General features: G+C 51.4%; 13 protein-coding genes and 1 pseudogene. 1 reads left to right on the top strand and 13 read right to left on the bottom strand.

Translation table 11 applies throughout. The annotated features are described in order from the left end of the window. Positions 1-12 precede the first annotated feature (12 nt). From carA to OGX98_RS23135, 9 genes and pseudogenes are all read right to left on the bottom strand, one after another. A complete protein-coding gene (carA, locus tag OGX98_RS23175) occupies positions 13-1161 on the bottom strand; it encodes a glutamine-hydrolyzing carbamoyl-phosphate synthase small subunit (RefSeq protein WP_045439637.1) in 1149 nt (382 codons plus the stop codon). A gap of 457 nt (positions 1162-1618) precedes the next feature. Next, the gene (gene dapB / locus OGX98_RS23170) at positions 1619-2440 is read right to left on the bottom strand and encodes a 4-hydroxy-tetrahydrodipicolinate reductase (protein ID WP_045439634.1); all 822 of its coding nucleotides are present in this window, start codon (positions 2438-2440) and stop codon (positions 1619-1621) included. Positions 2441-2613: 173 nt separating this feature from the next. Next, the gene (gene rihC / locus OGX98_RS23165; RefSeq protein WP_225760452.1) at positions 2614-3528 is read right to left on the bottom strand and encodes a ribonucleoside hydrolase RihC; all 915 of its coding nucleotides are present in this window, start codon (positions 3526-3528) and stop codon (positions 2614-2616) included. A 65-nt stretch (positions 3529-3593) separates the two neighbouring features. After that, entirely contained in the window at positions 3594-4544 is a 951-nt protein-coding gene (gene ispH, locus OGX98_RS23160; protein ID WP_045439631.1) for a 4-hydroxy-3-methylbut-2-enyl diphosphate reductase, read from the bottom strand. 1 nt (position 4545) lies between these two features. Then, positions 4546-4995, bottom strand: a complete 450-nt coding sequence (fkpB, locus tag OGX98_RS23155) for an FKBP-type peptidyl-prolyl cis-trans isomerase (protein WP_045439628.1) — start codon at positions 4993-4995, stop codon at positions 4546-4548. Positions 4996-5112: 117 nt separating this feature from the next. Beyond that, complete coding sequence (lspA, locus tag OGX98_RS23150) at positions 5113-5610, bottom strand: signal peptidase II (RefSeq protein ID WP_200011397.1); 498 nt, start codon at positions 5608-5610, stop codon at positions 5113-5115. Beyond that, entirely contained in the window at positions 5610-8426 is a 2817-nt protein-coding gene (gene ileS / locus OGX98_RS23145) for an isoleucine--tRNA ligase (RefSeq protein WP_225760451.1), read from the bottom strand. The genes lspA and ileS overlap by 1 nt, the downstream gene beginning before the upstream one ends. A 37-nt stretch (positions 8427-8463) precedes the next feature. Next, the gene (ribF, locus tag OGX98_RS23140) at positions 8464-9402 is read right to left on the bottom strand and encodes a bifunctional riboflavin kinase/FAD synthetase (RefSeq protein WP_045439613.1); all 939 of its coding nucleotides are present in this window, start codon (positions 9400-9402) and stop codon (positions 8464-8466) included. Between the two features lie 7 nt (positions 9403-9409). Then, a pseudogene (locus tag OGX98_RS23135) lies at positions 9410-9625 on the bottom strand (DUF2575 domain-containing protein). 105 nt (positions 9626-9730) lie between these two features. Between OGX98_RS23135 and rpsT the strand changes: the two are divergent. Further along, positions 9731-9994, top strand: coding sequence for a 30S ribosomal protein S20 (gene rpsT, locus OGX98_RS23130; RefSeq protein WP_003018940.1), 264 nt, complete (start codon positions 9731-9733; stop codon positions 9992-9994). A 59-nt stretch (positions 9995-10053) separates the two neighbouring features. Here the strand turns inward: rpsT and nhaR are convergent, their stop codons facing one another. The 4 genes from nhaR to dnaK form a co-directional block, all read right to left on the bottom strand. Then, a complete protein-coding gene (gene nhaR, locus OGX98_RS23125; protein WP_045439611.1) occupies positions 10054-10953 on the bottom strand; it encodes a transcriptional activator NhaR in 900 nt (299 codons plus the stop codon). A gap of 38 nt (positions 10954-10991) precedes the next feature. Next, entirely contained in the window at positions 10992-12158 is a 1167-nt protein-coding gene (nhaA, locus tag OGX98_RS23120; protein WP_286595973.1) for a Na+/H+ antiporter NhaA, read from the bottom strand. Between the two features lie 210 nt (positions 12159-12368). Beyond that, positions 12369-13502 (bottom strand): molecular chaperone DnaJ, encoded by a 1134-nt coding sequence (gene dnaJ, locus OGX98_RS23115; RefSeq protein WP_045439607.1) that lies wholly within the window; start codon positions 13500-13502, stop codon positions 12369-12371. Between the two features lie 85 nt (positions 13503-13587). Beyond that, the gene (gene dnaK / locus OGX98_RS23110; RefSeq protein WP_045439604.1) at positions 13588-15510 is read right to left on the bottom strand and encodes a molecular chaperone DnaK; all 1923 of its coding nucleotides are present in this window, start codon (positions 15508-15510) and stop codon (positions 13588-13590) included. Positions 15511-15551 lie beyond the last annotated feature (41 nt).

Here is a 15551-nt window from a genome sequence, read left to right as displayed (position 1 = left end):
ATTAACTCCTGATTATTTCGCGGACTGACGGTAAAGCTCAATTAACTCGATAAAGTGGTCGAACAGCGGCGCAGCATCATGCGGCCCCGGACTGGCTTCCGGGTGGCCCTGGAAGCTGAACGCCGGTTTATCAGTGCGGTGGATACCCTGAAGGGTGCCATCGAACAGCGATTTATGCGTTACGCGCAGGTTTGCAGGCAGCGACGCTTCATCCACCGCAAAGCCGTGGTTTTGTGCAGTAATCATCACGGTGTTGTTATCAATATCTTTAACCGGATGGTTGCCGCCGTGGTGGCCAAACTTCATCTTGATAGTCTTAGCACCGCTCGCCAGCGCCAGTAGCTGATGGCCTAGGCAGATGCCGAATACCGGAATATCGGTTTCGAGGAATTTTCCAATCGCGTCGATAGCGTAGTCGCACGGAGCCGGGTCACCAGGACCGTTGGACAGGAAAATACCGTCCGGATTCATCTTCAGTACTTCCTCTGCGGAGGTCTTCGCCGGCACCACCGTCAGGCGACAGCCGCGATCCACTAACATGCGCAGAATATTGCGTTTAGCACCAAAATCATAAGCCACAACATGGAACGGGAGTTCATCTGCAGATTTCGCTTCTGGCAGGTCACCTGCCAGCGTCCAGCTCCCCTGCGTCCAGTTGTAAGGCTCCGCAGTGGTGACTTCTTTCGCCAGGTCCATTCCGTTCAGGCCTGGGAAGGCTTTCGCTTTTTCCAGCGCCAGAGCTGCATCCGGGTTATCCCCTGCAATGATGCAGCCATTCTGTGCGCCTTTTTCACGCAGCAGACGAGTCAGCTTACGGGTATCAATATCGGCAATCGCCACAATGTTGTGACGCTTCAGGTAAGAAGAGAGGTCTTCAGTATCGCGGAAGTTGCTGGCAATCAGTGGCAGGTCGCGGATGACCAGACCTTGCGCATGTACCTGAGAAGATTCTGCATCGGCTTCATTGGTGCCGACATTGCCGATATGGGGATAAGTAAGAGTGACGATTTGGCGGGAATAGGAAGGATCAGTGAGGATTTCTTGATAACCGGTCATTGAAGTATTGAAAACGACTTCCCCAACCGCCGAACCTGTTGCCCCTATGGCCCGACCGTGAAACTGGGTTCCGTCTTCCAGAACCAATAGCGCTGACTTAATCAAAACACCCTCCAGAGAATATTCACTCACTTTATTTGCATATTAATTCATTAAGACAGAATGAATCAATGCAAATTTGCTTACCTATGGATTTCTGGCAAACGGCGGCATTCTAGAGACAGCCCAGCTAAAAGTCTACCCAAAAGGGCAATTTTTATTATTATTTTACGCAACTGGAATGAAACATGCGATTTAACAGGCAAAAAGATCAGCTAAGTGGGGGTAGAAAACGCTTGCGGAACTTATCGAGCGTGAAAAATAGCTTACACATGAAAAAAAGTAGACCATTTGGTCAAAATTTACATTTAATCTACAAAATACTGTAGGTAAATGTTTCAAATTAATCAACTCAGGACAAAAACACACAAAAACAATCAAAAATAAAAGGGCAATAAAATATTGCCCCATGTAATCAACTAATTATGATTACAATAACCACATCACGAAGGATAAATAATGCCTATAAACTGCGTAAATCAAGCACATCACGCATGTCAAAAAGACCATTTGACTTAGATTTAAGCCAGATGGCCGATCTCACCGCTCCATTAGCAAACGTCATACGGCTGGAAGCCTTGTGCGTAATCTCGATACGTTCGCCAATATCAGCGAACATCGCGGTATGTTCCCCGACGATGTCCCCTGCACGCACTGTGGCAAAACCAATGGTGCCAGGTACACGTTCACCGGTGTAACCTTCACGGCTATAGACAGCGCAATCTTTGAGATCTTTATCCAGTGCCCCGGCAATCGCTTCTCCCATCGCCAGCGCTGTGCCTGACGGCGCATCTACTTTATGACGGTGGTGGGCTTCGATGATTTCAATGTCGGTGTAATCACCCATCACTTTCGCCGCTTTTTCCAGAAGCTTCAGCATGACATTGACACCCACGCTAAAGTTAGCGGCGAATACAATGCCAATCTCCTGAGCAGCATCATGAATAGCTTGTTTGCCTGCATCATCAAAGCCAGTCGTCCCAATAACCATCCCTTTTCCATGCTGGCGACAAAATGCCAGATGCGTCAAAGTGCCTTCCGGGCGAGTAAAATCGATAAAAATATCGAAATCATCTTTGATCGCCTCAAGGCTACTCTGCACAGTCACGCCCGTTTTCCCGGCTCCTGCCAACTCTCCGGCATCGCTACCCAGCAAGGATGAGCCTTCACGCTCCAGCGCCGCGCCCAGCTGTACGCCATCCATGCCGAGGGTGGCCTGAATCAACTGGCGCCCCATGCGCCCCCCGGCTCCCGCGATGGCAACGCGGATTTGTGCATCATGCATAGCTATTCTCTTTTGTTAATTTCACGTAAATCATTTTCAGATTAACCAGCGCATCGCTGCGCCGCCAGCCGAAAACGTCGATAATTAGAATTTAATGATAAACAGGGAGAGATATCAGTAAAAGACATGACACTACGGAATAAGCAGCGTCATATCGTTATATCGTGCAGAAATCAGGGGGCCAGCGCCAACACGTGAGCAACCCACTGTTGAAAACCTTCAACGTTCAGATCCAGCGCCACCTGTGCGTTTGCCGGTTGACCAAGTCGTCCTTCAATATCCACCACCGTCGTACCCGACGTGTATTCACCCTGCGTTTCTACTGCCACAAAGCACGGCTTCATTGTGAACAGATCCGGACGCACCAGCCAGGCAATGGCGCAGAGATCGTGCATACGCAGCCCTGTATTCATGCTACCACTGCGGTAATGACTGAACAGCGCATGCAGCATTCTCCCGGTCTGGTTCAACTCAGGCAATGTCGCCAGATAATCTGGTGCGAGTACTGCCTGATTAGTAACATCCAGCCCGCACATCACAATCTCCAGCCCACTCTGGAATACTTTTGCTGCCGCTTCAGGATCGATAGCAATATTAAACTCCGCATTTGGCGTAAAGTTTCCCCTACCCGCGGAACCGCCCATGATCACCAGACGACGAATATTGAACGCACATTCCGGATAGTGCATCAGCAGCAATGCAATATTAGTTAACGGACCAATAGCAACCAGGGTGAGGGGTTCAGGAGAGCTCATCAATGCATCACGGATCACCTGAAAGGCGGGTTTTACTAGCGGCTGACGGTTATGTTCGACAAACTCATATCCTTCCATACCGGACTCACCGTGTACAGAAGCCGCGTCGCGTAGCGGTCGCAGCAACGGCATTGATGCCCCTTGTGCCAGCGGGATATCCGCATTCCAGAAATGTAGCAGTTGTAGCGCGTTACGAGTGGTTTTTTCCACAGAAACGTTACCTGCCACCGTGGTCATCAGTTGCAGATCCAGCTCAGGGGCAAACAGCGCGGCGGCTATAGCAGCGGCATCATCAATGCCGGGGTCGGTATCAAGAATGATCGGTAAGCGCATGGTTTCTCCAAAAAAAATGCCAGACGTTAAGTCTGGCATCTTCTCATAATAGATAAGTGAAAGTTTTACTCTACTTCACGAACATCCACACGCAGCTCTTTAGGCACTTCGAAAACAATGTTCTCTTCACGTCCTTCCAGCGGAACAGGTTCCCCGCCGCCAAACTCCTGTAGGCGAGTAATCACGTTCTGCACCAGGATATCCGGTGCAGAAGCTCCGGCGGTGACACCCACGCACTTCGCCTCTTTCACCCACAATTCCTGGATATCGGTTGCATCGTCGATCAGGTATGCCGCTTTGCCCATACGCTGCGCCAGCTCGGCCAGGCGGTTGGAGTTAGAGGAGTTTTTCGAACCGACCACCAGTACCACATCCGCTTGTTCCGCCAGCGCACGAACCGCTTCCTGTCGGTTAGTGGTGGCATAGCAGATATCGTCTTTACGCGGTCCGACAATTTTCGGGAAACGGTTACGTAGCGCGTCAATCACATCAGATGTGTCGTCCACTGAGAGCGTGGTCTGCGTCATAAACGACAGCTTCGCTTCGTTTTTAACGTCCAGCGTCCACACATCATCTGGTGATTCAACCAGATACATTCCCCCTTGCGGGTTGCTGTACTGCCCCATTGTGCCTTCGACTTCCGGGTGCCCGGCGTGGCCGATCAGGATCGACTCTTCACCGCGACGGCTGGCTCGCGCGACTTCCATATGCACTTTCGTCACCAGCGGACAGGTTGCATCAAACACCGTGAGGTCACGACCTTTCGCCTCATTACGTACTGCCTGAGACACTCCGTGAGCCGAGAAAATCAGGATCGCGCCATCTGGTACTTCGCTGATTTGCTCTATAAAAATAGCGCCGCGCTCGCGCAGGCTATCCACCACATAGCGGTTATGCACCACTTCATGACGGACATAAATCGGCGCGCCGTAAATGGCCAGCGCGTTTTCTACAATGCTGATAGCGCGGTCTACGCCAGCGCAAAAACCGCGCGGGTTGGCCAACAGGATCTGCATTTTACGCCTCCAGTGCCGGTTCGACTTCCAGCACTTCAATATCAAAATGAACGGTATGCCCGGCCAGCGGATGGTTGAAGTCAACCGTGATTGAATCACCATTGATTTCGCGGATCACACCCGGCATCTCACTGCCGTCCATTGCGGTAAAGAGCATGATAGCGCCAATTTCTGGCTCACCCGCGTCCATAAATTCCCGACGCGAGAAATACTGAATTAAGTCCGGGCTTGCCACACCAAAGGCGGCGTCCGGCTCCAGAGAAAAAGTGGTTTTATCACCCTCTTTTAACCCCAGAAGATGTTGTTCCAGTCCTTCAGACAGAGAACCATCGCCCAGGCGGAACAGCGCAGGCTTACCGTTATTGCGGGTTGACTCTGCGGTGGAGCCATCGTCGAGCTTTAAGGTGAAGTGCACCAGCACCGCACTGTTACTCTGTACTGATTTAGACATGCAGATTGCTCTTTAAAATTGCTGCCGCCTGTTTGCCCGGTAGCGCTAAGCAAGCCGGGCAAACAAGGATCGCGATATATTACACACCGGATAAGCATAGCGTTATCCGGCATTTTTTTATGCGGCTTTTTTCTCTTTCGAAGGTAAGAAGCCTTCCAGGACAATCAACGCAGCGCCAATACAAATCGCCGTATCAGCAAGATTGAATGTCGCGAAATGCCAGTCACCAACGTAAAAGTCGATCATATCGACCACGAAACCGTGCCACAGTCGATCGAACAGGTTCCCCAGCGCGCCACCAATGATTAGCGCATAGGCAATGTTGTTCAGCTTCTGCGTCGCCTTCGAGCGATACATCATCACCGCCAGAATGACACAAATACCAATCGCGATACCGGCGAAGAACCAGCGCTGCCAGCCACCGCTGTCGGCTAAGAAGCTAAACGCAGCGCCATAATTACGCGCATAGTGCAGATTAAGCGACGGGAATAGCGACACCGTATCCCCCAGAGCAAAGCTCTGGAGGATCAGGTATTTGCTGCCCAAATCGATAATCAGCACGACTACCACCAGCCATAGCCAGCGTAGCCCAGTTGAACAAAGAGGCTTACTCATCAGGCAAACTTACGTTTTTCGCCATCACCGGCGATGTTGCTGACACAGCGTCCGCAGATTTCTGCGTGTTCCGCCACCTGACCGACGTCGGTGGTGTAATGCCAGCAACGCGGGCACTTCTCACCTTCGGCTTTGCTCAGTACGATTTTCAGACCTTTGAGCAGTTCGCTCTGCTGAGCATCAGCAGGAGCTTGTGCATAATCCGCAACAATCGCGCCAGAGGTCAACAGAACAAAGCGTAACTCTTCGCCCAGTGCGGTCAGCTTCGCAGCCAGTTCTGGTTCAGCATACAGGGTGACTGCCGCTTCCAGAGAACCGCCCACTTTCTTATCCGTACGCGCCTGCTCGATAACCTTGTTCACTTCGCCACGCACTTTCAGCAGTTCGTCCCAGAATGCGTCGTTCATCGCTTCAGTATCGGCCAGACCAAACAGACCTTGGTACCACTCACCGGTGAAAACATACTTCTCGCGATCGCCTGGCAGGTAACCCCAGATTTCATCGGCGGTAAAGGACATGATTGGTGCCATCCAACGGACCAGTGCTTCTGCGATATGGAACAGCGCAGTCTGGCAACTACGACGCGCCACGCTGTCCGCTTTCGCGGTGTACTGGCGGTCTTTGATGATGTCGAGATAGAACGAACCCATTTCAACGGAGCAGAAGCGCATCAGGCGCTGCACGACTTCGTGGAAGTCATAGGCTTCGTAGGCTTTCAGGATCTCGTCCTGTGCCGCTTGTGCACAGCCCACAGCCCAGCGATCCAGCACGACCATCTCTTCCGGTTTCACCATGTCTTTTAGCGGATCAAACCCGTTCAGGTTCGCCAGCAGGAAGCGAGCGGTGTTACGGATACGACGATAGCTGTCAGCAGCACGTTTCAGGATTTCGTCTGAAACCGCCATTTCGCCGGTGTAGTCGGTAGATGCCACCCACAGACGCAGAATATCCGCACCCAGTTTGTTCATCACATCCTGTGGGCTAACGGTGTTACCGATGGACTTGGACATCTTGCGTCCCTGACCATCAACGGTGAAACCGTGGGTCAGTACCTGACGGTATGGCGCTTTGCCCTTCATTGCGGTGGAAATCATCAGCGAAGACATGAACCAACCGCGATGCTGGTCAGAGCCTTCCAGATACATATCTGCCGCGTGACCAGAAAACTCAGGGCGCACATCAACCACGGATGAATGGGTTGACCCGGAATCGAACCATACGTCCAGTGTATCCGGTACTTTGACATACTGGTCAGCTTCGTCACCGAGGATATCTTTTGGATCGAGATCCCACCACGCCTGGATGCCGTCGACTTCAACGCGTTTGGCAACTTCTTCCATCAGTTCGATGGCACGCGGATGCAGTTCTTCTGTGTCTTTGTGAACAAACAGAGACATCGGCACACCCCACGTACGTTGACGGGAGATACACCAGTCAGGACGGTTGGCAACCATTGATTCGATACGCGCCTGACCCCAGTCCGGGATCCACTGTACACCTTTGATCTCTTTCAGCGACTGCGCGCGCAAGCCTTTCTGATCCATGCTGACGAACCACTGTGGTGTTGCACGGAAGATGATCGGAGACTTGTGACGCCAGCAGCAAGGATAGCTGTGTTGCATCTTCTCAACGTGCAGCAGTGCGCCTTTTTCAGTCAGCAATGCAACGACGATATCGTTGGCTTTGAATACGTTAACGCCATCCAGCGTTGGGTAAGTACCTGGCAGATAAGTGCCGTCCGGACCAACCGGGTTAGCCACTTCCAGTCCATATTTCTGACCAATGACATAGTCGTCAGGACCATGGCCTGGCGCGGTATGCACCGCACCGGTACCCGCATCCAGCGTCACGTGATCGCCAAGGATTGCCGGAACATCAAAGCCCATAAACGGATGGGTAAAACGCAGCAGTTCCAGCTCAGCGCCTTTTACTGTACCAAGGATGCTGTACTCAGCGGCGCCAATACGCTGCATTACACTTTCAACCAGGTCTTTTGCCAGAATCAGGGCCTGACCGTCAATCTGCACCAGCGCATAATCAAAATCAGGTGCCAGAGAGATAGCGCGGTTAGCCGGCAGCGTCCACGGAGTGGTAGTCCAGATGACCAGAGAGATCGGGCCGTTGACATCAGAAACGCCAAACTTCGCTTTCACCGCGTCAGGGTCGGCAGCGTGGAACGCCACGTCGATAGACGGGGACGTTTTGTCGTAATATTCAACTTCCGCTTCCGCCAGTGCAGAACGGCAGTCTACGCACCAATGCACCGGTTTCGCACCTTTGTGCAGGTGACCGTTGCCGATGATTTTACCCAGCGCGCGAATGATGTTGGCTTCGGTTTTGAAGTCCATCGTCAGGTACGGATGTGACCAGTCGCCCAGCACGCCAAGACGGATAAAGTCTTTACGCTGGCCGTCAACCTGCGTTGCGGCATATTCACGGCATTTGGCACGGAACTCTGCGGCAGTGAACTTCTCTCCCGGCTTACCAAATTCCTGCTCTACTTTCAGCTCGATAGGCAGACCGTGGCAGTCCCAGCCCGGAACGTAAGGCGAGTCATATCCCGTGAGTCCTTTGGACTTCACGATAATGTCTTTCAGAATCTTGTTTACAGAGTGACCAATATGAATGCTGCCATTCGCATAAGGAGGGCCATCATGCAGAATGAAGGTTTTTTTGCCTTTTTTAGCCGCACGAATGATGCCGTACAGGTCATCATCAGTCCAACGCGCCAGCATTCCCGGTTCACGCTTGGCGAGATCGCCGCGCATCGGGAACCCTGTTTCCGGCAAATTCAGGGTTGATTTATAGTCACTCATCAGATTCTCGGTTCCGTATTTAAAACTCGTATAGGCGTTAAGCCGGTTTTGATAGCCCAAAAAAATCGCGGGCAGTTAACTCATCACGCGCAATCTGCGCTTTTAGTTCATCCAGCGAGGCAAATCGCTGTTCGTTGCGTATTTTTTTACGCAGTACTACATCTATATGGCGACCGTAGAGGTCCATTACAACGTCCAGCAAATGCACTTCTAACTGCTGGCGTACGCCTGCCACCGTTGGGCGAGTACCGATGTTAGCGACACCGGGAATAGGTTTTTCGCCAAGCCCCATCACCTCAACCGCATACACCCCTTTTACAGGAGAGACCTGGCGACGGAGCGGTAAATTTGCCGTCGGAAAGCCGATGGTACGTCCTAACTCGTCGCCGTGTACAACCCGTCCCGAAATGGTAAAGGGATGACCCAGCAAGCTTTCAGCCAGCAACAGATTATCTTCAGCCAGCGCCTGGCGCACTGCGGTACTGCTGATTCGCACTCCACCTTCACAGAAGGTCTGGGTACTGGTGATATCGAAGCCATACTCCGCACCCGCTTCCTGTAATAACAAGAAATCGCCCTCGCGACCAGCGCCGAAGCGGAAATCATCACCAACGGCAAGAAATTGTACACCCAGCCGCTTAACCAACAGGTCACCGATAAAATTCTGTGCCGTTAATGCGGCAAAGCGTCTGTCAAAACGTATACAGAGCACGTAATCAACGCCGCATTCCGCCAGATAACGCAGCTTTTCCCGCAAACGAGTCAGTCGTGCAGGTGACTTTTCAGTCGCAAACAGTTCAAGCGGCTGTGGCTCAAAAATCATCACCATTACCGGCAAGCCCCGCTTGCGTCCTTCTTCCTGCAAACCCTGCAGCAACGCGCGGTGGCCACGATGCACGCCATCGAAATTACCAATAGTCAGCACACACCCATGCGGGGCCTGACTGAGATTATGTATGCCTCGTATCAGCTTCATGTCTGGCTCAAAACAGTGAAAATCGTGAAAGTATACCCTGTACCGCGGTCAAGGTTAACCGGCGATTGGTACCACGAAACAGAAAGAAGATTGTTTTCATTGTTATGAAACAAATTGATGTCCTTCACGGGCAAGCCAATTCAACTTTTCTCGTGGAAAAGCTGTATTCACAGCACGCAAGCTGGTAGAATCCTGCGCCATCACTACGCAACGAGTGCCGCAATTTAAACGGCGCTTATTTGCACAAATCCATTGACAAAAGAAGGCTAAAAGGGCATATTCCTCGGCCTTTGAATTGTCCATATAGAACACATTTGGGAGTTGGACCTTGGCTAATATCAAATCAGCTAAGAAGCGCGCCGTTCAGTCTGAAAAGGCCCGCAAGCACAACGCTAGCCGTCGCTCTATGATGCGTACTTTCATCAAGAAAGTATACGCAGCTATTGAAGCTGGCGACAAAGCTACTGCACTGAAAGCATTTAACGAAATGCAACCAATCGTGGATCGTCAGGCTGCTAAAGGTCTGATCCACAAAAACAAAGCTGCACGTCATAAAGCAAACCTGACTGCGCAGATCAACAAACTGGCTTAATCGCTTGCTTGTTGTCGCTTTGTGAAAAAACCCGCGCAAGCGGGTTTTTTTATGTCTGCTTATTTGTTCGCTGGCGTAAATAGCGCGGAATAATCCGCATTACAAATACGCTGCACCGCCGGATGCTGGATCATCCTCTCGGCAAAAATGGCATGATATTCCTCCATCACATTCTCCACGCGTCCAATCTCAATAATTGAGTCATCTGCATAGAAATTGTTCGAATAGAGCGTAGGTGCAACAAAAATGGCATTGTGTGTTGCACCAAAAGCTTTCATCAATGCAGCATCGTCAAACTCCCCGAGGATTTCTACGTTCAGCCCCTGAGAGTTAATCCAGTTCAGCAACTTACGCCCGAGCATTGAACGACGTCCTGGTATCAATAATCGCCGCTCCTCGAGGCATGCCGGAAACGGCTTTTCTGGTAACGGATTTGTACACCAGAAGCTTACACAACACTCGCCAATTTTCACCGAGAACAGCCCTTCCTGTTGCGTGGAGTCGATCGGGCAGTCTGAGATAATCATGTCCAGCTTGTGCTGGCTGAGCTGCTCCAGCAGCATCTCATGCGTTGATTCAAAGCAGCGCAGGTGGATCTGTTCATCTTTAACCACAGCAGCATCCAGCACGCTGCTGACCAGCTGTTTAGACAACGCATCCGCCACGCCAACGTCGAACAGTAAATTAGACTCTTTGCGATAGTTCACGATATCCAGCATCTCCTGGCTTAAGGTGAACATCTTGTCCGCATATCGAAAAACTAATTCGCCCAGCTCACTCGGCTCCAGCCCACGTCCCTTACGCTTAAACAACTTTCCCTGTAAACGTTCCTCAAGCGCTTTGATCTGCCCGGTAATAGTTTGTGGCGTCAGATAAAGCGCTTCTGCAGCCCCCACCACCGAACCTTCTTTGTACACATGCCAGAAGTAATACAGGTGGTTGTAATTTATATGAGACATACTCTCTCCCTGAAAATTGTCATAAACGGATTAACCGATCAGGCTGGCGCATTCAAACGCGTGCGCAGCCAGCTATAACCGATAACCGCCGACAGCAAGGAACCGATCAGGATCCCCAGTTTCGCCCAGTTAATTAACTCAGGATCAACGTTACCAAACGCAAGGCTGGCGATAAAAATCGACATTGTGAAGCCAATACCGCACAGAATACCCACCGCCATAATTTGCTGGAAATTCGTCCCCTCCGGCAACTGTGCCAACTTCAGACGCAGCGCCAGCCAGCAGAACAGGCTGATTCCCAACGGCTTACCAATAAGCAGGCCGGCAATAATGCCCAGAGGCAGTATGGAGGTTAGCCCATCCATCGTAACGCCCTGCAATGAAACTCCCGCATTGGCAAAGGCAAACAGCGGTAGAATCAAATATGCCACCCACGGATGCAGGACGTGCTCCAGACGCTTCGCTGGTGACCGGCCATGCTTTTCCTTCAACGGAATGAAGAAACCAACAATTACGCCAGCCAGGGTCGCGTGCACGCCGGACTTCAGTACCGCAGTCCACAGTACTACGCCAACCAGAATATAAATGCCGGTACGTCTTACCCCGCACAAATTCAACACCGCCAGAATCAAAATAGCGAATGCGGCAACCCCCAGCGAAAGCAGTGACAGGTCGCTGGTATAGAACAGCGCGATAATCACGATAGCGCCAAGATCATCGATAATCGCCAGCGCCATCAGGAATATTTTCAGCGCCAGCGGGACACGATTCCCCAGAAGTGCCAGCACGCCCAATGCAAAAGCTATATCCGTTGCCGCAGGGATCGCCCACCCTTCACGGGTGATAGGATCGGCATAGTTGAATGCGAGATAGAGCAACGCCGGAACAATCATGCCGCCAATCGCCGCAATGATTGGAAAAGCAGCCTGACGCAGGCTGGCCAGCGACCCTTGCATCAGCTCACGCTTCACTTCCAGACCAATTAGCAGGAAAAACACCGCCATCAAGGCGTCGTTGATCCACAGCAGCATATTTTTGTTGATCTCAAGCGCGCCAACCCGCAGTTGGACGGGGGTTTCCAGAAAGGCGTGGTACCATCCACTGGTTACGCCGATATTGGCCATCAACATAGCTACCACTGCAGCGATGATCAGAATAATGCCTCCCGAGGCGTCGCTACTAAAAAAACGATGCAGATGTTTCACTTTTTATTCTCTCTATTGGGTGAATACTTCGTAATTACTATCTTACTCCGCATAACTCATCGTTAATATTAGTTTATACATGATGAATAACTCGGTATTTACGAACTAAAAAACAAAGGGGGATGACAATTTGATCAGGACGGATCGCAGAAATAAAAAAGCCTGAGGCTCTTCAGTCTCAGGCTTTTCATCAAATGTTAGGCTTGTTTATTAGCGCGTCAGATCATCGAAGAATTTCTTCACGCCGTCGAAGAAGCTTTTTGAGCGCGGGCTGTTTTGCTCACCCGTCGGACCGCCAAAGCTGTCCTGAAGATCTTTCAGCAACTGTTTTTGTTTGTCGTTCAGACCCACTGGGGTTTCAACGACAACACGGCACAACAGATCGCCCTGAGCACCACCGCGAACCGATTTAACACCTTTGCCACGCATACGGAAAAGTTTACCGGTTTGCGTTTCACCAGGTATTTTTAACTTCACGCGGCCATCCAGCGTCGGTACTTCAATTTCACCGCCCAGAGCTGCCATCGCAAAGTTAATCGGTACTTCACAGTAGAGGTTATTGCCTTCTCGTTCAAAAATCGGGTGCTGTTTCACCTGCACCTGAACGTACAGATCGCCTGCCGGTGCGCCATGCTCGCCTGCTTCGCCTTCACCAGACAAGCGAATACGATCGCCGGTATCCACCCCAGCAGGTATTTTAACGGACAGCGTTTTACTCTTCTCAACGCGACCATGACCATGGCATTTATTGCATGGATCTTTGATCAGCGTACCGCGCCCCTGGCAGTGTGGACAGGTCTGCTGTACGGCAAAAAAGCCCTGACGCATCTGCACCTGACCTGAACCGTGACAGGTTGGACAGGTCTGCGGCTGAGTACCGGATTTCGCGCCGCTGCCGTGGCAGACGTCACACTCTTCCAGTGTAGGAATACGGATCTCTTTGGTGACGCCACGCACGGCTTCTTCCAGAGTGAGATCCATGTTGTAACGTAAATCAGCACCACGTGAGGCGCGCTGACGGCCACGACCACCGCCAAAGATATCGCCAAACACGTCACCAAAGATATCGCTGAAGTCAGCACCGCCGCCAAAACCGCCGCCGCCGCCCATACCGCCTTGCTCAAATGCTGCATGGCCGTACTGATCGTAAGCCGCTCGCTTTTGCGCATCGGTCAGGATCTCGTAGGCTTCTTTGATCTCTTTGAATTTAGCTTCGGCCTCTTTATCACCCTGGTTACGGTCCGGGTGGAATTTCATGGCCAGGCGCTTGTAGGCCTTTTTGATTTCACGCTCTTCCGCTGTTTTGGAAACGCCTAAAATCTCGTAATAGTCTTGCTTAGCCATCTTTTTTTATCTGCCCCTAACATGCATGCACGGGCGGAGAGGAAACCTCTTCGCCCGTGCCAGTAATTACCCGTTCAAAGGGCGATTATTTTTTGTCTTTCACTTCTTCAAACTCAGCGTCGACAACATCGTCATCTTTCGCGTTGTTTGCAGAAGCATCAGCGCCTGCTGCACCAGCCTGCTGCTGTGCGTGCTGCTGCTGAGCGATTTCCATCAGTTTCTGGGAAACCTGCGCCAGCGCCTGCATTTTCGCTTCGATATCCGCTTTGTCTTCACCTTTCAGAGAAGTTTCCAGCGCGGTCAGTGCAGACTCGATGGCAGTTTTGTCATCAGCTGGCAGTTTGTCGCCTGCTTCTTCAACCTGCTTGCGAGTGCTGTGCAGCAGATGGTCGCCCTGGTTACGGGTCTGAACCAGCTCTTCGAACTTACGGTCAGATTCCGCGTTCGCTTCTGCTTCACGAACCATTTTCTGAATTTCTTCTTCGTTCAGACCAGAAGATGCCTTGATGGTGATCTTCTGCTCTTTACCGCTGTTTTTGTCTTTCGCGGAAACGTGCAGGATACCGTCAGCATCGATATCGAAGGTGACTTCGATCTGCGGCATGCCGCGCGGTGCCGGGCTGATGCCATCCAGGTTAAACTGACCCAGATCTTTGTTATCAGCAGCACGTTTACGTTCACCCTGCAGCACATGGATGGTTACCGCAGACTGGTTGTCTTCAGCGGTAGAGAACACCTGGCTGTGCTTGGTCGGGATGGTGGTATTTTTGGCTATCAGCGGAGTCATCACGCCGCCCATGGTTTCGATACCCAGAGACAGCGGGGTAACGTCCAGCAGCAGTACGTCTTTCACATCACCGGTCAATACACCACCCTGAACGGCAGCACCAATTGCTACAGCTTCGTCCGGGTTAACGTCTTTACGCGGTTCTTTACCAAAGAACTCAGCAACTTTCTTCTGCACCATCGGCATACGAGTCTGACCACCAACCAGGATTACATCCTGAACGTCGGAAACAGACAGACCAGCATCCTGCAGAGCAACTTTCAGCGGCTCGATGGAACGGTTCACCAGGTCTTCTACCAGGCTTTCCAGTTTCGCACGGGTCACTTTGATGTTCATGTGTTTCGGACCAGACGCATCTGCAGTGATGTACGGCAGGTTAACGTCGGTCTGCTGCGCAGAAGACAGCTCAATTTTCGCTTTTTCTGCGGCTTCTTTCAGGCGCTGCATTGCCAGCGGGTCGTTACGCAGGTCAATGCCCTGATCTTTCTTAAATTCGTCAACCAGGTAGTTGATCATACGGCTATCGAAGTCTTCACCACCCAAGTGGGTATCACCGTTGGTTGCCAGAACTTCGAAGGTTTTTTCGCCGTCAACTTCGTCGATTTCGATAATAGAGATATCGAAGGTACCACCACCGAGGTCATATACCGCGATAGTACGGTTGCCGACTTCTTTATCCAGACCGTAAGCCAGCGCGGCAGCAGTCGGTTCGTTGATGATACGTTTGACTTCCAGACCTGCGATACGGCCTGCGTCTTTGGTTGCCTGACGCTGAGCATCGTTAAAGTATGCAGGTACGGTGATAACGGCTTCAGTTACCGGTTCGCCCAGGTAATCCTCAGCGGTTTTCTTCATTTTTTTCAGCACTTCTGCAGAAATCTGCGGCGGTGCCATTTTCTGACCTTTTACATCAATCCATGCATCACCGTTGTCAGCACCGATGATTTTGTACGGCATGATAGCTTCATCACGCTGCACTTCTTCGTCCTGGAAGCGGCGGCCAATCAGGCGTTTAATCGCAAACAGGGTGTTTTGCGGGTTTGTCACTGCCTGACGTTTAGCCGGCTGACCAACCAGAGTTTCACCATCCTGGGTATAAGCAATGATAGAAGGCGTGGTGCGATCGCCCTCGGCGTTCTCCAGCACACGTGCAGTAGTGCCATCCATAATCGCTACACAAGAGTTGGTAGTACCCAGGTCGATACCAATAATTTTACCCATCTAAACGTCTCCACTAAAAATTCGGTCATCATGTGGTTGTG

This window comes from Citrobacter sp. Cm046, from assembly GCF_030333065.1.
Classification (GTDB): Bacteria; Pseudomonadota; Gammaproteobacteria; order Enterobacterales; family Enterobacteriaceae; genus Citrobacter; species Citrobacter murliniae.
The sequence above is the reverse complement of the archived record's forward strand: the minus strand, read 5'-3'. Positions and strand labels throughout refer to the sequence as shown.